Origin of the sequence: Aeromonas sp. R7-5, assembly GCF_040908015.1 — a bacterium.
GTDB classification, from domain to species: Bacteria; Pseudomonadota; Gammaproteobacteria; order Enterobacterales; family Aeromonadaceae; genus Aeromonas; species Aeromonas caviae.
The window spans coordinates 24,930-42,935 of record NZ_JBFOCZ010000017.1 but is presented as its reverse complement, the minus strand read 5'-3'; the positions used below and the strand labels follow the sequence as shown (position 1 = coordinate 42,935).

General features: G+C 60.9%; 14 protein-coding genes. 8 read left to right on the top strand and 6 right to left on the bottom strand.

Features of this window, described 5'->3' with window-relative positions:
- Positions 1–82 precede the first annotated feature (82 nt).
- The gene (gene viaA, locus AB5Y53_RS06195; protein ID WP_041214545.1) at positions 83–1,537 is read left to right on the top strand and encodes an ATPase RavA stimulator ViaA; all 1,455 of its coding nucleotides are present in this window, start codon (positions 83–85) and stop codon (positions 1,535–1,537) included.
- Between the two features lie 12 nt (positions 1,538–1,549).
- Here viaA and AB5Y53_RS06190 read toward each other — a convergent pair whose 3' ends face one another.
- Positions 1,550–2,554 (bottom strand): diguanylate cyclase, encoded by a 1,005-nt coding sequence (locus tag AB5Y53_RS06190; protein ID WP_368181355.1) that lies wholly within the window; start codon positions 2,552–2,554, stop codon positions 1,550–1,552.
- Positions 2,555–2,749: 195 nt separating this feature from the next.
- On the opposite strand from AB5Y53_RS06190, the gene AB5Y53_RS06185 reads away from it, so the two are divergent.
- The 4 genes from AB5Y53_RS06185 (at position 2,750) to AB5Y53_RS06170 (ending at position 8,002) form a co-directional block, all read left to right on the top strand.
- Complete coding sequence (locus AB5Y53_RS06185) at positions 2,750–4,612, top strand: diguanylate cyclase (RefSeq protein WP_368181353.1); 1,863 nt, start codon at positions 2,750–2,752, stop codon at positions 4,610–4,612.
- A gap of 245 nt (positions 4,613–4,857) precedes the next feature.
- The gene (gene prfC, locus AB5Y53_RS06180; RefSeq protein WP_103255304.1) at positions 4,858–6,447 is read left to right on the top strand and encodes a peptide chain release factor 3; all 1,590 of its coding nucleotides are present in this window, start codon (positions 4,858–4,860) and stop codon (positions 6,445–6,447) included.
- A 168-nt stretch (positions 6,448–6,615) separates the two neighbouring features.
- Positions 6,616–6,954, top strand: coding sequence for a nuclear transport factor 2 family protein (locus AB5Y53_RS06175; protein ID WP_316274449.1), 339 nt, complete (start codon positions 6,616–6,618; stop codon positions 6,952–6,954).
- Positions 6,955–7,057: 103 nt separating this feature from the next.
- On the top strand, positions 7,058–8,002 hold the full coding sequence (locus AB5Y53_RS06170) for a bile acid:sodium symporter family protein (protein ID WP_041214550.1): 945 nt from the start codon (positions 7,058–7,060) through the stop codon (positions 8,000–8,002).
- A 56-nt stretch (positions 8,003–8,058) separates the two neighbouring features.
- Here AB5Y53_RS06170 and AB5Y53_RS06165 read toward each other — a convergent pair whose 3' ends face one another.
- A complete protein-coding gene (locus tag AB5Y53_RS06165) occupies positions 8,059–8,970 on the bottom strand; it encodes a GNAT family N-acetyltransferase (protein WP_368181352.1) in 912 nt (303 codons plus the stop codon).
- Between the two features lie 192 nt (positions 8,971–9,162).
- Complete coding sequence (locus tag AB5Y53_RS06160; protein WP_171865565.1) at positions 9,163–10,200, bottom strand: alkene reductase; 1,038 nt, start codon at positions 10,198–10,200, stop codon at positions 9,163–9,165.
- 167 nt (positions 10,201–10,367) lie between these two features.
- Here AB5Y53_RS06160 and AB5Y53_RS06155 point away from each other — a divergent pair, with 167 nt between their 5' ends.
- Entirely contained in the window at positions 10,368–10,934 is a 567-nt protein-coding gene (locus tag AB5Y53_RS06155; protein ID WP_368181351.1) for a TetR/AcrR family transcriptional regulator, read from the top strand.
- 144 nt (positions 10,935–11,078) lie between these two features.
- On the opposite strand, the gene AB5Y53_RS06150 is transcribed toward AB5Y53_RS06155, so the two are convergent.
- Together AB5Y53_RS06150 and AB5Y53_RS06145 are read right to left on the bottom strand one after the other, a co-directional pair.
- On the bottom strand, positions 11,079–11,414 hold the full coding sequence (locus AB5Y53_RS06150) for an endonuclease domain-containing protein (protein WP_368181350.1): 336 nt from the start codon (positions 11,412–11,414) through the stop codon (positions 11,079–11,081).
- 481 nt (positions 11,415–11,895) lie between these two features.
- Complete coding sequence (locus AB5Y53_RS06145; RefSeq protein ID WP_128345618.1) at positions 11,896–12,807, bottom strand: LysR family transcriptional regulator; 912 nt, start codon at positions 12,805–12,807, stop codon at positions 11,896–11,898.
- Between the two features lie 145 nt (positions 12,808–12,952).
- Here AB5Y53_RS06145 and aguA point away from each other — a divergent pair, with 145 nt between their 5' ends.
- Positions 12,953–14,050 carry an agmatine deiminase gene (gene aguA, locus AB5Y53_RS06140; RefSeq protein WP_368181348.1) on the top strand — a complete coding sequence of 366 codons (1,098 nt, stop codon included), beginning with the start codon at positions 12,953–12,955 and terminating at the stop codon, positions 14,048–14,050.
- Between the two features lie 270 nt (positions 14,051–14,320).
- On the top strand, positions 14,321–16,024 hold the full coding sequence (locus AB5Y53_RS06135) for an amidase (protein WP_368181347.1): 1,704 nt from the start codon (positions 14,321–14,323) through the stop codon (positions 16,022–16,024).
- 136 nt (positions 16,025–16,160) lie between these two features.
- Here the strand turns inward: AB5Y53_RS06135 and AB5Y53_RS06130 are convergent, their stop codons facing one another.
- Positions 16,161–17,714, bottom strand: coding sequence for an SIR2 family protein (locus AB5Y53_RS06130; RefSeq protein WP_368181346.1), 1,554 nt, complete (start codon positions 17,712–17,714; stop codon positions 16,161–16,163).
- Positions 17,715–18,006 lie beyond the last annotated feature (292 nt).

Here is an 18,006-nt window from a genome sequence, read left to right as displayed (position 1 = left end):
GTGGGATTGGTGAAATAAACAGAATGAAAAACATGTTTAGTCAGCATGATATTCCATCACATCTCAACGCCCGGGGTGGCCCATGCTAGAGATCGGCATGATGGACCTGGGGCTGCTCATGGGGGAGGGGGAGCTGGCGGGGGAGATGGCGCTGCTGCTTGCCTCCACCCCCAAGATCTCCGAGTTCCTCAAGCGCTCGCCCCTGCAGGGGAAGCTGCTCAGAAAGCGCATCCAGACCTGGAGCGAACAGCTTGGGGAGGAGATGCGCCACAAGCCGGTGCCGGTGGCCCTCGAGCGGGAATACCTGCTCTATCAGGCCCACCGGCAACTGCCCCTGCCGGAGCTGGTGGGGCGACTGCCCGCCCTGCTGGAAGCCCTGGAGCAGCACAGCCCCTTCGCGGGGGATGCCCGCAGCCTGGTGCGCCAGATAGTGGCCCAGCCCACCGAGGGGCTGCGCCAGCTCTTCATCGAGAAGTGGCGCGCCAGCCTGGTGGGCAGCCTGTTGCAGTTGCAGCAGCAGATAGCGGAGGCGGAGCGGGAGAAGCAGCGCCAGGAGATAGAGGATCAACTGCTGGCCAACCGCACCCTGGCCGATGCCCTGGATCCGCACCAGATCTCCGCCGGTGGGCTCTGGGATCTGGCCCAGGGGAGCTGGCACAAGCGCAGCCTGGCGCTGGTGAAGCAGTACGCCCGCATGTTGCAGCAGGAGCCTCTGCTCGCGGAGATCGCCGCCCTGCTTGGACGCAGCGAGCGGGAGCGGCGCAGCGAGGACAGGACGCTGCCGCCGGTGCCTGTGCACGAGCTGGAGGAGGTGCAAAGTGACGATGTGCCCGACGATCTGGTGGGGGTGCACCCGGCCAGCGATCTGATGCGCCTCCTGCCGAGCGAGGCGGTGATGCTGGCGCTGCCGGAGCTGGAGCTGGAGTTCTATCGCCGTTATCTGGAGCGGCGCCTGCTGAGCTACCAGTCGCGGGGCACCCTGCCGCGCCAGCGTCTGATGCTGCGCTCCCCCGAGCAGGGAGGGCAGGAGGTGCAGCCGCGGGGCCCCTTCATCGTCTGCGTCGATACGTCAGGTTCCATGGGGGGCTATCCGGAGGAGTGTGCCAAGGCGCTGTTTCTCGCCCTGCTCAAGGGGGCGATGGAGGAGAAGCGGGGCTGCTATCTGATGCTCTTCTCCACCGAGGTGGCGACCCTGGAGATCACCGCCGACACCGGGCTTGAGAAGGCGGAGCGCTTTCTCTCCATGAGTTTTCACGGGGGGACCGATCTGGTGCCCTGCCTGGAGCAGGCCCTGACCCAGCTCGAACAACCTGCCTTTGCCAAGGCCGATGTGCTGGTGATCTCCGACTTCATCGCCCAGAACCTGCCCCACGCCCTGCTCGAGCGGATGAACCGGCGACGGGCGCAGCAGACACGCTTCCATGCGGTCGCCATGTCCCGCCACGCCAAGGCGGCCATTTTGCGGGTGTTCGACAACAGCTGGCTGCTCGATTGCGGCCTGCGTGGACGCCTGCTGCGGCGCTGGCAGCGCCATTGAGGGCACTCAGGCTCAGAGAGTGGGCCTGTGGTAGAGGCCCCGTTCGTTGACCTGCTCCTGATCCAGCAGCGGCTGACCGCTTGGCTGGGCAATATAAAAACCCCGCTTGCCGCTGCGCTTGACCCTGTACATGGCCTGATCCGCCCGGGCCAGCGCCGCGCCGAAATCATCCTGGGGCCGGATGGCCGCAATTCCCATGCTCAGCCCCACCGAGGCGTCCCCGTTGGGCAGCTCGAAGGGGGTGGCGATGGCATCGATGCACTGGCGGGCGAGGTGGCTGGTGCGGGGATCGTCGCACGCCCAGGGCAGCAGCAGCACGAACTCGTCCCCGCCGATGCGCCCCAGCCGTACCTCCTCGCCGCAGCAGTGGCGAAGGCGCTGGGCAAGGGAGACCAGCAGTTCGTCACCTGCCCGGTGGCCCAGGTTGTCGTTCACCAGCTTGAAGTCATCGAGATCGATGAAACAGATGGCCTGGTACTCCCCGGGAAAGTGGCGGTGCAGTGCGGTGCGGTTGAACAGGCCGGTGAGGGGATCCCGGTGGGCAAGCTGGGCGAGCTGCTGCTCGTACTCCTTCTCGTGGGTGATGTCGATGTGGGTGCCCATCACCCGGACGGGGTTGCCCTGATCATCCCGCTCCACCACCCGGCCCCGGTCCAGCACCCAGGTGGTCTTGCCATCCTTGGCGATCATGCGGTGCATCGCCTGATAAAACGGGCTCTTGCCCTCCAGATGATCGAAGAAGGCCTGCAGCACCTGCTCCCTGTCCTCCGGGTGCAGGTGGGCGCGCCAGACGTCGAAGTGGGCGGACAGCTCCTTGGGCTGGTAACCGAGCATGGAGCCCCAGCGCCGGTTGAAGATGATGAGTTTGCCGGTGGGCACATGGTTCTGCCAGATGCACAGGCCGGTGCCGTCCATGGCTGCGTCCAGCTTCTCCCGCGCGTCATCCGCGATGCGTTTGAGACGATCGTTCTCCAGCAACAACCTGTCGTAAGCCTCCCTCAGCTCCTCGTAGGTCATTCCTCATCCCTTCCCCTGTTCGAAAGCATATATAGTCGATGCACTCTCTCCTTCTGTAAAGAAGGGGATAGGGGAGGCTCTCGTCCAACATGAGGAGTTTTCTCACCCTCTGGCGGCTGTGCGCCCAGAGTCTGTGGGGATATGATGACAGCGGTGAGCGCGGCGTCCGGCCAGTGAAGAGGAGAAAATGTCCGCATGAAGATCCTGATGGGAGGTGGTCTGTTGCTGGGGGTTGCCCTGGCCCAGGCGACGCCACTGGCTGGGTACGAGTTGCAACTGGCGTTGCAGCGACTGGAAGAGTCGACGATGCCGGTGCAGGTGTTTCGCGAGCGCGTCGCCGCCCTGACTGCCGAACAGGCACACTATCCGCTCGAGGTGCAGGGCCGCCTTGCCCGGCTGCAGTGCTGGGCCCAGCCGAGTGAACGGGACGAGGAGTTTCGCCGCGCGGTGGCGTTTGCCGAGCAGGGGCTGGCGCAGGCCCGTGCCCGCAAGGACAGGGTCACCGAGGTGGGGTTGCTCGCCTGCCGCGGGTATCACCGGCAACTGCTCGGCAACATGGCCGGGGCCGGGGAGGATTACGACGCCGCCCTGACCCTGGCTCGCCGGCTGGGGGATGAGCGTCAGCGTGCCGACATCCTGAGCCTGCGGGGGGAGATGTACTCCTACCAGGGGGAGCTGGCGGAGGGGCTGATGGATCTCATCGATGCCCACCAGCGCTACGAGGCGCTCGGGCTGGAGGCCAAGGGGCGCGAGGTGCTCGCCAATATTGCCAATGCCTATCGCAGGATGGGGCTCTATGAGCGGGCCGAGAGCTATTTCAAGGAGCTGGAGCACGACTACCGGCAGCTCGGGGTCGAGGAGTACCTGGTGGACATTCACAGCCAGCAGGGGCTCCTCTACATCGACACCGAAGAGTACGACAAGGCGCAGCCCCTGATGGCCGAAGCGGAGCGTTACTATCTGGGGTCAAAGCAGGAAGGAGTCCTGGCCTGGAGCCGGATCGAGCTGGCCACCATCCTGCAGAAACAGGGCAAGCCGGACCAGGCCATGATCAAGCTCGATCAGGCGGCAGCCTCCCTTCATCAGGCGGAGGGGGCGGACAGCGTCACCCTGGGCCACTGGCACCTCGTCATGGCCGAGGTCCTCGAGGCCCTGAACCAACCCGGCGAGGCGCTGCGGCACCTGGACGAGGCCGAGCCCATCTTTACCCGGGAGCAGAACCTGCGCTTCCTCGCCCGGGTGCATGAGACGCGGGCCCGGGTGCTGGAGCGTCAGGGGCATATCCATTTGGCCCTAACCAGCCTCAAGACCTATGTCGAGACCCGCCAGGCCCTCGAGCTCAGATTGCGGGAACAGCGCTCCTTGCAGATGCGTTTCGAGTTCGATCTCGCCCGCAAGGAGCTGGAAAACCAGACCCTCAGGTCCCAGCAGCAGTTGCAGGCGGAGAAACTCAAGCAGTTGCAGGAGCGGCGCTACTGGCAATACCTGGTGGTGGCCCTGCTGCTGGTGGTGATGGGCACCCTGGTGGTGCACCAGCGCGGGCGCACCCGCAAGATGCAGCGTCTCGCCATGACGGACGAACTGACCGGCATCCACAACCGGCGCCAGATCCAGGCCAAGGGGCGCAAATGGTTCATCCAGGCGCGGGAGGAGGGCAACCCCCTGTGCGTGCTGCTGCTGGATGTGGATCACTTCAAGAAGGTGAACGACCAGCTGGGCCACCACGTGGGGGACAGGGTGCTCACCGCCGTGGCCCAGTGCATCGAGGAGCAGTTGCGCAGCCTCGACAGGGTGGGGCGCAACGGCGGCGAGGAGTTTCTGGTGCTGCTGCCGGATACCCTCCTGGGCGAGGCCGTCGAGGTGGCGGAGCGGATCCGCCTCGCCGTCGCCCGTCTCGAGATTGAGGGGGTGCCTGCGGATCACCCCATCCGCATCAGCATCGGCTGTGCCCAGTACAAACCCGAGGATGACAACCTGGGCGAGCTGGTACGCCGGGCCGACGAGGCCATGTACCAGGCCAAGCTGGCGGGGCGCAACCGGGTGATGACGGCCCGGTGAGGCCGACCCCGGGCCCCCGTGATAGCGGGCTGGGTATTTTTCACTCGCGCGGGTATAATGCCGCGCAATTTTGCTTTGATCCGGGGCCAGACCCATGTAATGCAACGCGCTTCTCCTGTCTCCACCGGCGGTCACTGACCCGCCCGCGTGGTGTCGTTGTCTGCATGGGCGCCCTGATTCCAAGGTGCTGTCCCGCATTTATTCCCACGGTGGCTCCAGGCCGCCGCTCAATAGAAGAACGTCGAATTATGTCAGCTGAATTTCTGAGTGAAGTCTCCAAGAGACGCACTTTTGCGATCATCTCGCACCCGGATGCGGGTAAAACCACCATCACCGAAAAGGTCCTGCTGTTCGGACAGGCCATTCAGCGCGCCGGTACCGTCAAGGGCCGTGGCTCGGGCCAGCACGCCAAATCCGACTGGATGGAGATGGAGAAGCAGCGCGGTATCTCCATCACCACTTCCGTGATGCAGTTCCCCTATGCCGACTGCCTGGTCAACCTGCTCGATACCCCGGGTCACGAGGACTTCTCCGAAGATACCTACCGTACCCTCACGGCGGTCGACTGCTGCCTGATGGTCATCGACGCCGCCAAGGGTGTTGAAGACCGGACCCGCAAGCTGATGGAAGTGACCCGGCTGCGCGACACCCCCATCCTCACCTTCATGAACAAGCTGGACCGCGAAGTGCGCGATCCGATGGAGGTCATGGACGAGGTGGAGCGCGAGCTCAACATCATGTGCGCCCCCATCACCTGGCCCATCGGCTGTGGCAAATCCTTCAAGGGTGTCTACCACCTCTACAAGGACGAGACCTACCTGTATCAGAGCGGTCAGGGCCACACCATCCAGGAGAAGCGGGTGGTCAAGGGGTTGAACAACCCCGAGCTGGATGCCGCCATCGGTGAAGATCTGGCTGCCCAACTGCGTGGCGAGCTGGAGCTGGTGCAGGGCGCCTCTCCCGAGTTCGACCACGATGCCTTCATCGCCGGCGAGATGACCCCGGTCTTCTTCGGGACCGCCCTTGGCAACTTCGGCGTTGACCACATGCTGGACGGCCTGACCGACTGGGCGCCAGCCCCCATGCCGCGCAAGGCCGAGAGCCGCGAAGTGGTGGCGACCGAGGAGAAGTTCTCCGGTTTCGTGTTCAAGATCCAGGCGAACATGGACCCGAAACACCGCGACCGTATCGCCTTTATGCGTATCGTGTCAGGTACTTACAGCAAGGGCATGAAGATGCGCCACGTGCGCATCGGCAAGGACGTGAACATCTCCGACGCCGTCACCTTCATGGCCGGTGACCGTGAACAGGCGGTCGAGGCCTGTGCCGGCGACATCATCGGTCTGCACAACCACGGCACCATCCAGATCGGCGACACCTTCACCCAGGGTGAAGATCTCAAGTTCACCGGCATCCCGAACTTCGCGCCGGAACTGTTCCGCCGCATCCGCCTGCGTGACCCCCTCAAGCAGAAGCAACTGCTAAAGGGGCTGGTGCAGCTCTCCGAAGAGGGCGCGGTGCAGGTGTTCCGTCCGCTCATCAGCAACGACCTCATCGTCGGTGCGGTCGGTGTGCTGCAGTTCGACGTGGTGGTTTCTCGTCTGAAGAGCGAGTACAACGTCGAGGCCATCTACGAGGCGGTCAACGTCGCCACCGCCCGCTGGGTGGAAGGGACCGACGTCAAGAAGTTCGAGGAGTTCAAGCGCAAGAACGAGGTCAACCTGGCCCTCGATGGGGGTGACAACCTCACCTACATCGCGCCGACCATGGTCAACCTGCGCCTGGCCCAGGAGCGTCACCCGGACGTTCACTTCCGCCAGACCCGCGAACACTGATCATCCCGCCCGCGCACAGCGGGTGGCTGATGACCAGAGAGACCCCGCTTCGGCGGGGTTTTTTGTTATGGGGCGTTTCATTGGAAGGGGCGTAGATCCCCATCCGGGGCTTGATGGTTGAATAAAAATACAGGATAAGTGATTTGAATTTCACCCATGGAGAGAGACATGTCCGTCACCCAACCCGTAGAGGCGCAGTTTGCCGCCTACAATGCCCACGACCTCGACGCCTTCGTGGCCTGCTTTGCCCCGGATTTCAAAGGTTATCGCATGCCGACCGAGACGCCGAGCACAGTCGGCAAGGGGGCGCTGCGGGCCTTCTATGCACAGCACAGATTCAACAACCCGCTGCTCAAGGCCGAGCTGTTGTCACGCACCATCTTAGGCAACAAGGTGTTTGATCACGAGCTGATCCACGGCCTCTCCCCCGAGCCCATCGAGAGCGTGGCGGTGTTCGAGGTGAAGGAGGGTCTTATCCAGACCGCCTGGTTCTATTTCCCTTCCTGAGCGCCGCTACACGGGCCTGCCGGCGACAAAGCTGGTATAAGAGAAAGTTCCCTGCGGGCATCCTCCGGTCAGCCCGCGTCTGGACAATAACAAGGAGTACATCATGCTTGGACGCATCACCCACCTCTTCCCGCTTTGGGCCCTGCTGTTTTCCCTGCTGGCCTACTGGCAGCCCGAGCCCTTCGTCGGCCTCAAGGGCCAGATAGTGCCGCTGCTGACCATCATCATGCTGGCCATGGGGCTGACCCTCAAACCCCAGAACTTCCTCGACGTGGTGCGCAACAAGAAGGCCATCGGCCTCGGGCTGGTATTGCAGTTCAGCGTGATGCCGCTGGCCGCTCTGCTGGTCAGCCTGTTGCTGGGCTTTGATGCCGAGTTGACCGTGGGCATGGTGCTGGTGGGCAGCGTCGCCGGTGGCACCTCTTCCAACGTGATGTGCTATCTGGCCAAGGGCGATGTGGCTCTCTCCATCACCATGACAGCTCTCTCCACCCTGCTCGGGGTGCTCGTCACCCCCCTGCTGGTGCAGCTGCTGGCTGGCAAGAGCGTCGACGTGCCGGTGCTGGACATGCTGCTGAGCCTGGTGAAGATAGTGCTGATCCCCGTGGTGTTCGGGGTGGTTGCCAATGTTTTCCTCCACTCCCTGACGGCACGTATCGAGCCCGTGCTGCCGCTCGTCTCCATGGCCGCCATCGTCATGATCATCGCCATCGTGGTCGCCCTCAACGCAGGGCAGTTCGCCAGCATCGGCCCCATCGTGGCGCTGGCGGTGATCCTGCACAACGGCATCGGCATTGCGGCGGGCTACTGGGTCAGTCGCTGGCTGGGCTTTGAGGAGCGGATCTGCCGCACCGTGGCCTTCGAAGTGGGGTTGCAGAATTCTGGCCTCGCCACGGCGCTGGCCATGAAATTCTTCACTCCCGCCTCGGCCATGGCTGGCACCCTCTTCTCGGTCTGGCACAACCTGTCCGGCTCTCTGCTGGCCGGGGTCTGGGCCAAGCGACCGCTTTCCCGGCCTGCTGGGACCCTGGAGCAGAGCGCTGGCTGATCAGGGGGCGAAAGATGAAACAACAAGGGGCCATGGGCCCCTTGTTGTTGTTTGAGCTAGTCGAGCGCCAGCACCATGCAGATCTCGCAGGCATCGTGGCCCGTGCAGCCAAGGGGCCCCGGCAGGTGTTCGAAGCCCAGGGATTCATAGAGGGCGGTGGCTTCCCGCAGCACGGCGGTGGTCTCCAGATAGCAGCGCTGGTAACCGAGGGCGCGAGCCTCGGCCAGCGCCTGCAACACCAGCCGCCGTCCTAGCCCCAGCCCCCGCAGGGCGGGCAGGAAGTACATCTTCTGCAGCTCGCACACATCCGCTGCCCCCGCCAGCGGCGCTATGCCACCCCCGCCAAGAATGGCGCCGTCCGGTCCCTCAATCACCCAGTAGCGGCAGCGCTCCCCCTGATAGGTCTCGTGGAGAAAATCGAGGTTGGGATCCGCCACCCCGTACCCCTTGTCGGCAGTGAGGCCGTATTCGGCGGAGACGGCGCGCACCACGGCGGCGATCCGGGGATTGTCAGCCGGGGTGATGGGGCGGATGACGAACCCCTGTTGGCGGCGGGCGCGGGAGAGGGCGCTGCGATAGAGCCGCATGCCCTCCCAGATCTGCTCGCACTCGGCGGGGGAGAGCTGGGCCAGGGCCCCCGCCATGGTCTCGTCCATCTGCCGGTGCAGCTCCTCAAGCTGTGCCTTGCCCAGCTCGGTGAGGCTCGCCTCCTTGCTGCGCCCGTCCGAGGGGTGGGGTTGCCAGGCGATCAGCTCCCGCTCGGCGAGGCGGGCCAGGGGGCGGCTGGCGTTGGACTTGTCGATGCGAAGGCGCTCGGCAAGCTGCTGGTTGGTGGCGGGACCGTTCTCCAGCTCGATGAGCAGGTGGGCCTCCAGGGGGCTCAGGGCCAGCGAGCCGCACTGCTGGGAGAGCATGCCGAGTTCGCGTACCAGTTCCCTCGACAGGGCGCGCAGGGGGCGGGGATCCATGGGGTTGTCTCCTAGTGATGGTATTTGGTTGTTGTACGCAACCAATAGCATCATTTGGTTGTTAGTGACAACCATTTACGTGAAAAAGGGCGAAAGACAGGCAGAAAAAAGGGCCCGGGAGAGGGCCCAAACATTGGAAACCCGCGCGGGGGCGCGGATCCCATCCTTGGTCTGGCAAGGCGCCGGCGAGGGTTAGACCAGTTCCGCCAGCATGGTGTCGGCATAGGGGGTCAGCGCCTCTCCCTGCTTCACCTTGGCGAGGTAGTCCGGGTTGGCGATGAGGGGGCGACCGATGGCGACGAGGTCGAAGCGGTCAGCCTCGATGGCCTCGAGCGCGGTCTCTGCGCTGTAGTTGCCCACCCCTACCAGGTGGCCGTCGTAGCGGGCACGCAGGTAGTCGGAGGCGCGGCCGTCCAGGTAGTCGAAGGTGAGGCTGTCATCGAAGATGCCCAGGTGCAGATAGGCCAGATTGCGTTGGTTCAGCTCGGCCAGCAGGTGGTCGAACACGGCGCGATCCCGGGCATCCCCTTCCAGGTGCACATAGGCGCCGGGGGAGAGACGAAGGCCGGTGCGATCCCCGCCAATGCGGGCGGCGATGGCATCCACTACCTCGAGGGCGAAGCGGCTCATGTTCTCGGGGCTGCCGCCGTAGTTGTCGGTGCGCAGGTTGCTGGCGTGGTGCAGGAACTGATCGATGAGGTAGCCGTTGGCACCGTGGATCTCCACCCCGTCAAAGCCCGCCTCGATGGCGTTGGCGGCGGCCTGGGCGTAATCCTCGACCAACTGGGCGATTTCGCGCTCGGTCAGGGCGCGCGGCACCTGATAGACCAGCTCGCGCATGCGCGGCACCGTGCCCTCATGGGCGACGGCGGAGGGGGCCAGCACTTCGGCGTGGTGGAAGAAGGGGTGGGAGAGACGGCCCACGTGCCACAGCTGGGCGAAGATCTTGCCACCGTTGGCATGCACGGCGCTGGTCACTTTCTTCCAGCCGGCGATCTGTTCGGCGCTGTAGAGCCCCGGGGTATTGGGGTAGCCCTGCCCGTCCGGACGGATAATGGTGGCTTCGGAGATGATGAGGCCGATGTCGGCGCGGCGGCCGTAGTAGGCGGCCATCTGTTCGGTGGGCACCAGACCCGGGCCCGCCATGCAGCGGGTGAGGGGGGCCATCATGAAACGGTTCGCGAGGGTGAGGGTGTCGTTGAGGCGATAGGGCTGAAACAGGGTATTCATGATCGTCTGTCCTGAGGGAGTGATTCTTGAACGGGCATTCAAGACGTTTTTTGGTTTGCGTGCAAGTATTTTTTGAGCAAGCATTCAACATGGATTGACGGGGGAGGCTGGGGTAAACTTGCCGCCCTGTTTTTTCCGTCCCGCGGGACCTTGCCACCGGAGACCCCATGCGCAGCGCCGAATACGATCGGGATGCCGTCTTGCGAAACGCCATGGAAGCCTTTCGCGCCAAAGGCTATGCCAAGACCACCATGCAGGAGCTGGTGGCCGCAACCGGCCTGCACCCGGGCAGCCTCTATGCCGCCTTTGGCAACAAGCGCGGTCTGCTGCTGGCGGCGGTCGATCACTATGTGGCAGAGAAGGGGGCCCTGCGCCGCCGCTGCCTGGCACAGCCCAGCCCGCTGGCGGGGCTGCACGCCTACCTCGAGCAGGTGGTGGACGATGCCCTGCAGGGCTCCTGCCTGCTGACCCGCACCCTGATGGAGCTGGCGGAGCAGGACGAGGAGCTGCACCTTCGCTTCAAGGCCATCTACGGCGAGCTGGAACAGGATCTGGCCGGGCAGCTGACCCTGGCAAAGGCGCAGGGAGAACTGGCAAAAGAGGGGGACATCCCCACCCTGACCGCCTTCTTGCAGGTCCATATCCAGGGACTGGTCACCTTCGCCCAGTGCCACCCCGACCGCCCTCTGCTGGTTGGTGTCGTCGCCCGGATGATGAGCGCCCTGCGGGCGTGATGGCGAGGATGGAAATAACAAAGGCTCCCGCGGGAGCCTTTGTTGTTGCTGGGAATGCCCCTCGCAGCAGGGGTTTTGCCCCCTTCTCCCACTTATTTACAAAAGAATGGGAGAAGGGCTGGGGATGAGGGGGAGGGCTCGTGCTCAGCGCAATGAGAGCCAAATATGGGCCAGTACGGCCTCCATCCGACTCAACACATCGTTATTCCACACCCTGATCACCCGAAAGCCTTGCTGATTGAGGTAGGCCGTTCTTGCTCCATCATATTGCCGCCCTGCCGGTTCGTTGTGCTGCGATCCATCGACCTCGATGATCAGCCTCTGCTCAAGAGAGATGAAATCGACAATGTAGGGCCCGATGGGCATCTGGCGACGGAATTTCACCCCGGCCAGACGGCGGTCGCGCAATTGCAGCCACAGTTTCTGTTCGGCAAGGGTGGCTTCTCGCCTCATGCGCCTGGCAAATGGATGGGTTCTCATGGTGCCTATCCAGAGCTGTTTGACCCTATTAGATATAGCCATTCCCCGGTCTGGTGACTGAGTGGGTGGCGTCCCCTCACCCTGGCCCTCTCCCAGAGGGAGAGGGGACAGATCGAGTGACAGTTGTCATTTGTTGGTCATCTCGGGGCCATCGTGGTGTGGTGTGACATTGAACTGATGAACTGATGAACTGATGAACTGATGAACTGATGAACTGATGAACTGATGAACTGATGAACTGATGAATCGATAGGTCGATGTGCTGGTGGGATGTATTCCGCCCTAGCAGACAGGTTGTTTGCGATGCTGCCAGTGGCGCAGATCCGCTCCCTTCTCCCCTTGCGGGAGAAGGGTTGGGGATGAGGGGGGGAGTCACACGCCGTCGGGTTATTCAGGAGTCACCAGCTCTTTCATCAGATGCTTGAGCCACACCTGGGCCGGCTGCTGCGCATGCTGCTTTGGTATGCCAGACGCTGCGGGTTTACGCGGGGCTGACCAGATCCTTCATCAACGCCTTCAACCAGATCAACGCCGGTTGCTGGGCGTGGACCGGGTGCCAGACGCAGTTGAGGTGATAGTCCGGCACGTCGTCGGGCAGGGGCAGGCTTTTCAGCGGCCAGTGGCTGGCGAGCAGCTCGGCCACCATGCTGGGCAGCACCAGCAGGTGATCGCTCTGGCTCACGATGGCGGCGGCGGACATATAGCTCTGGCTGTTGACCGAGATGGTGCGGCTATGGCCCAGGCTCTGCAAATAGCGGTCGAGGCTCGCCTCCGAGGTGCCGAGCGGCGAGTGGAACACATGGGGCATCTCGATTAGCTGGTCGAGGGTGATGCGCTCCTCCTCCAGCTCCAGGGTGGCACGCACCAGCCCGGCCAGGGGTTCGGTGAGCCAGGTCTCCTTGCCCAGATACCCCGGCACCTGCATGTACTCGTCAAACCCCAGCACGAGATCTATCTCGCCGCTCGCCAGCTCGGCTTCGGGCAGGGTATCGCGCAGGATGCGGATTTCGATGGTGACGCCCGGCGCCAGCTTCCTGAGGCGCTGGATAAGGGGCGGGATCAGCACGCACTCTACGTAATCCGTGGTGCAGAGCACGAAGCGGCGCTTCGACTGGCGCGGCGCGAACTCGTCCTCCTCCCAGAGTTGCTGCTCCAGCAGCCGTAGCGCCTGCTGCACCCCCAGATGCAGGCGCTGGGCCCGGGGAGTCGGCAACATCCCCTGGGGCGTGCGCACCAGCAGCGGGTCGCCGAGAAAGGCCCGCAACCGGCCGAGGGAGTGGCTCATGGCGGGCTGGCTGATAAAGAGCGATTCGGCGGCGCGGGTCACGCTCCCTTGCGTCATCAGGGCGTCAAAGGCGAGCAGCAGATTGAGGTCGAGCTGGTGCAGTTTCATGGGGGGATTATTCGCCGTGTTTATGGGACAATTAATCCTATTCATTTGATGGATGGGCGCGCAACTTCTTACACTGCGACCCACTCTTATTTTTTCAGGGTTCCCAGGCAAATCGGGGGCCTCAATCCATGCAAGGAGCCTTGCGATGAGCATCAAGACCATGAATTCCACGCCGGCCGCCGACGGCTTCACCATGCCCGCCGAGTGGGCTCACCAGCAGGCCGTCTGGATGATTTGGCCGTTCCGCCCGGACAACTGGCGGGAAGCCGGTCGCTTCGCCCAGGCCACCTTCGCCAAGGTGGCCGATGCCATCGGTGGCGCGACGCCGGTCTTTATGGGGGTGCCGGCCCAGTTTATGGAGCAGGCCCGTGGCATCATGCCCGCCCACGTTACCCTGGTGGAAATGGCCAGCGATGACTGCTGGGCCCGCGACACAGGCCCCACCATCGTCACCAACGCCGCAGGCGAGTGCCGTGGGGTGGACTGGGGCTTCAACGCCTGGGGCGGCCACAAGGGGGGTCTCTACTACCCGTGGAACCAGGATGAAGAGGTCGCAGCCCGGATGCTGGAACAGCACGGCATGGATCGTTACGATGCACCGCTCATTCTGGAAGGGGGCTCCATCCATGTGGATGGCGAAGGCACCTGCCTGACCACCGCCGAGTGCCTGCTCAACGAAAACCGCAACCCGCACCTGACCAAAGAGCAGATCGAAGCTCACCTGCGCGACTATCTGGGCGTCACCAGCTTTATCTGGCTGGACGAAGGCGTCTATATGGACGAAACCGACGGCCACATCGACAATATGTGCTGCTTCGTGCGCCCGGGTGAAGTGGCCCTGCACTGGACCGATGACGAGAACGATCCCCAGTACGCCCGCTCCCTGGCCGCCCTCAAGGTGCTGGAAGCGGCGGTCGACGCCAAGGGTCGCAAGCTGAAAGTGTGGAAGCTGCCCCAGCCGGGCCCGCTCTACTGCACCCAGGAAGAGTCCGCCGGCGTCGAGAGCGGCAGCGGTGTGCCGCGCGAGGCAGAGGGCCGTCTGGCCGGTTCCTACGTGAACTTCCTCATCACCAACGATCGCATCGTCTACCCGCTGCTGGATGCCGCCACCGACGGCGAAGCCCAGCGCATTCTGGAAGAGATCTTCCCGGAGCATAAGGTCGTCGGCGTACCGGCCCGGGAGATCCTGCTGGGGGGTGGCAATATCCACTGCATTACCCAGCAGATCCCTTCTGGGAAATAAGAACCGGATGACGATCCTGCTGCGAGGCCGTGATCAAGGCTCATGTGCTGCTCGCTTATGTGAAACCGAGGGCTCACGTATGTTTATACGCTCCGGTTCCTGTGCTGCTCTTCACTGAGCTTCCGGCCTCTCGCGACGGGTCGTAAACCGGTTCCGGTGAGTATTCAAAACCCCACGCCGTGGGGTTTTCTCTCTTGATGGTGTGATGGTCGCATGCGCTGATGCGGCGATCATCATGACAAACAGTCACCCTTTTACAGGAGATCCTAAATGATCGAAGTGACCGAGGTTTCCATTGCCGAGCTGCGTGCCGCGCTCGAATCAGGCCGCACCACCGCGGTCGAACTGGTCAAGGCCTATCTGGCCCGGATCGCCGCCTATGACGGCCCCGAGACAGCAACCCGCCTCAACGCCGTCGTGGTGCCCAATCCCGATGCCCTGAAAGAGGCCGAGGCTTCCGATGCCCGTCGCGCCCGTGGGGAAACCCTGGGGCCGCTCGACGGCATCCCCTACACCGCCAAGGACAGCTATCTGGTCAAGGGGCTGACCGCCGCCTCCGGCAGCCCGGCCTTCAAGGATCTGGTGGCCCAGCGCGATGCCTTTACCGTGGAGCGCCTGCGCGCCGCCGGTGCCATCTGCCTTGGCAAGACCAATATGCCGCCGATGGCCAATGGCGGCATGCAGCGCGGCGTCTATGGCCGTGCCGAGAGCCCATACAACGCCGACTACCTGACCGCGCCCTTTGCCTCCGGCTCCTCCAACGGTGCCGGTACCGCCACCGCCGCCAGTTTCGCTGCCTTTGGTCTGGCGGAAGAGACCTGGTCGAGCGGCCGGGGTCCTGCGTCCAACAACGGCCTGTGTGCCTACACCCCGTCCCGTGGCGTGATTTCGGTGCGCGGCAACTGGCCCCTGACCCCGACCATGGATGTCGTCGTGCCCTATGCCCGCACCATGGCCGATCTGCTGGAAGTGCTGGATGTGGTGGTCGCCGACGATGCCGACACTCGCGGTGATCTCTGGCGCATGCAGCCCTGGGTGCCGCTGCCCAAAGCCTCCGAAGTGCGTCCGGCTTCCTATCTGGAGCTGGCTGCCAAGGCCGATGCCCTCAAGGGCAAGCGCCTCGGCGTGCCGCGCATGTTTATCAACAAGGATGAACTGGCCGGCACCAGCGAAAACCCCGGTATCGGCGGCCCGACCGGTCAGCGCATCCATACCCGTCCGTCCGTGATTGCCCTCTGGGAAGATGCGCGCAAGGCGCTGGAGGCCGCTGGCGCAGAAGTCATCGAAGTGGACTTCCCGCTGGTCTCCAACTGCGAAGGGGACAGACCCGGTGCGCCGACCGTGTTCAATCGCGGCATCGTGAGCCCGGAGTTTCTCAACGACGAGCTGTGGGAGCTCTCCGGCTGGGCGTTCGACGACTTCCTGCGCGCCAACGGCGATCCCAAGCTCAATAAGCTGGCCGATGTCGATGGCCCCAAGATCTTCCCCCACGATCCGGGCACCCTGCCGAACCGCGAGGGCGATCTGGCGGCGGGCATGGACGAGTACGTCAATATGGCCAAGCGCGGCATCAAGCGCTTTGACGAGATCCCCACAGTGCCGGATGGCCTGCGCGGTCTGGAGAAGACTCGCAAGCTGGATCTCGAGGACTGGATGGACGGGCTCAAGCTCGACGCCGTGCTGTTCCCCACCGTCGCCGACGTCGCCCCGGCTGATGCGGATGTGAATCCGGCCTCCGCCGATATCGCCTGGAGCAACGGCATCTGGGTTGCCAACGGTAACCTCGCCATTCGCCACCTCGGTGTGCCGACCGTCACCGTCTCCATGGGCGTCATGGCCGATATCGGTATGCCGGTGGGCCTGACCTTCGCCGGTCGCGCCTATGACGACAACAACCTGCTGCGCTTTGCCTCGGCCTTCGAGTCCACCGGCAGCAAGCGCCAAGTGCCGCCGCGGACGCCGCCGTTGGGGTGAGTGGTATTGTGAGTTAAATATCTCGGATTAGTCTGGTGATAATAGAAGTAAGCCCACCCGTTATACGGATGGGCTTACTTAAAGATCAAGCATACAACAACAGGTTATTATTTAATGACTGTTGATAAATTATTATCTACCATCCCCATTTCAATCTGTCATAGAAGGCAGCTAATTTCCTAAAACTACTAGCGTAGTTTGATACGTCATTATTGAATTTTTCTTGATTCTCAACCAAGAATGCATGTAACACATCAAGGCTAATTTTATCCTTGCTTAGAAATGGAATATATGCACAAGCATTTTGTGGAGTGCAATTATCTATTATTTCTTGCATGGTCATATGACGATAATGCCTAAAAAAAGGTTTGCTATAAGTTTTCATTCTGTAGTTTTTAATATCTTTCAATACAATCTTATCTAATTTGTATTTACTGGCTTTGTATTCTTCTAGACTGTTAATGTTAAGCTCTCGCAAATATTTAAAAACAGGCACGTAAGGAGTATGCTTGCATGTCCTAGGTGCAACTAAGCCCAGTATTTGATCGCAGTCAAAGCTCTTGTTTTCATGCAGTATATCTTCTAGAAGTTCAGATATTCCTATGCTTGCGTAACCAACCGGTGAAGGACCAATAATTTCTTGTTGAGCAACACCAACACCTACCAAGAACTCCACATCATCTTTGGTATCAATTTCATCAATGTCTACAACACATATTTTCTTTTCAGGTTCAGCTGATTTTACCAGCTCATATAGTTGCTCTTTGCAATATCGTAATACGCGAGCTGGGATTTTTCTTTTTGTAGCGTGAATAGCTTTATAAACAGGTATGAAATCATCAGTCTTAACCAATACAAGAGGTATCTGAATACCTTCTATTGTAATGTAAGTATCAGATATATTGGGTTCTTCATTTTCAGAAAGTCGTTGGATAAATATAAGGTTTTTTCTTAATTGTTCTATGTTACCTCGACCAATACAGGCGGAAATCGCTCTTAGTAAACTACTAATGTTTTCATCCGATATAGAATATCCAATGAATACGATTGGATGCTCAACAAATAGGGTTATTAGTTTTGCTGCTAGATAAGTGTTTTTTTCATTGAATTTATTGTAGTCAGAATCTGTCAATACAATGGACTGAGAATTTGTTGAGCATCCGTGAATTTTATATATTTCACCAATCTCCTGTGGATTGGAAAATAGTAGTTCTTCTTGACCTATGTAAGGCTTGTAGTCTGGGAATAGCTGTTCAATAAAGACATCCCAGTTTGTTGTTATAATACCATCCACATTTAGATTAGCTAGCAACTTAACTTCATCTACGAATGGAGAATCTTTTGCTTTAGACTGATCAAGAGTGGAAAGATAGTTACAAATTTCAATTCTAAGGGCAGATGTCTCATCAACAATTTTAGATTTATACCTATTTACATGTTCTTGGTATTCTGGTGCCGACCACCAATATTCATTAAAATCTTTGGCGAGTAATGATGCAATTTTAGGATAGCTTCCATTAGCTGAAGATAAGTAATATTCAAAAGGCTTGCCTGTCACACAGAATTTACTTAAAAGTCCTCTCCAATCCTCTAGCCCTATATATCGCCGCGAAAAACCTGAACCTAAGAACAAAAAAGGCCCAGCGGCTCTGCTTTTAAAAATTTCGACTAGCTTTGATTCAATTTCCATTGGCTATTCTCTTATTCTTAGGAGGTTTAATATTAATAATATGTACAATATGCGGATTCGCTTGTGTTTTCAACAGGGTAGTAGGTTCGAATAGCGAAGCGTATTCGGACAATCGCGAACAGGTCGTGGCCTAGAAGCCGCTGATATCCAGAGTTTCCTGTTGGTCTTGCCATTACTCGATGCGTGGCGATAAGCGGACGATTACGCTGCGCTAATCGACCCTACATGATGGGACTTATTGTTACCTACCCCTCATCCCCGGCCCTTCTCCCGCAAGGGGAGAAGGGGGCGA

Coding starts and splice junctions, on each gene's coding strand:
- viaA (WP_041214545.1), top strand. CDS start 83: ATGCTAGAGATCGGCATGATGGACCTGGGGCTGCTCATGGGGGAGGGG.
- AB5Y53_RS06190 (WP_368181355.1), bottom strand. CDS start 2,554: ATGACCTACGAGGAGCTGAGGGAGGCTTACGACAGGTTGTTGCTGGAG.
- AB5Y53_RS06185 (WP_368181353.1), top strand. CDS start 2,750: ATGAAGATCCTGATGGGAGGTGGTCTGTTGCTGGGGGTTGCCCTGGCC.
- AB5Y53_RS06175 (WP_316274449.1), top strand. CDS start 6,616: ATGTCCGTCACCCAACCCGTAGAGGCGCAGTTTGCCGCCTACAATGCC.
- AB5Y53_RS06170 (WP_041214550.1), top strand. CDS start 7,058: ATGCTTGGACGCATCACCCACCTCTTCCCGCTTTGGGCCCTGCTGTTT.
- AB5Y53_RS06165 (WP_368181352.1), bottom strand. CDS start 8,970: ATGGATCCCCGCCCCCTGCGCGCCCTGTCGAGGGAACTGGTACGCGAA.
- AB5Y53_RS06160 (WP_171865565.1), bottom strand. CDS start 10,200: ATGAATACCCTGTTTCAGCCCTATCGCCTCAACGACACCCTCACCCTC.
- AB5Y53_RS06155 (WP_368181351.1), top strand. CDS start 10,368: ATGCGCAGCGCCGAATACGATCGGGATGCCGTCTTGCGAAACGCCATG.
- AB5Y53_RS06150 (WP_368181350.1), bottom strand. CDS start 11,414: ATGAGAACCCATCCATTTGCCAGGCGCATGAGGCGAGAAGCCACCCTT.
- AB5Y53_RS06145 (WP_128345618.1), bottom strand. CDS start 12,807: ATGAAACTGCACCAGCTCGACCTCAATCTGCTGCTCGCCTTTGACGCC.
- aguA (WP_368181348.1), top strand. CDS start 12,953: ATGAGCATCAAGACCATGAATTCCACGCCGGCCGCCGACGGCTTCACC.
- AB5Y53_RS06135 (WP_368181347.1), top strand. CDS start 14,321: ATGATCGAAGTGACCGAGGTTTCCATTGCCGAGCTGCGTGCCGCGCTC.
- AB5Y53_RS06130 (WP_368181346.1), bottom strand. CDS start 17,714: ATGGAAATTGAATCAAAGCTAGTCGAAATTTTTAAAAGCAGAGCCGCT.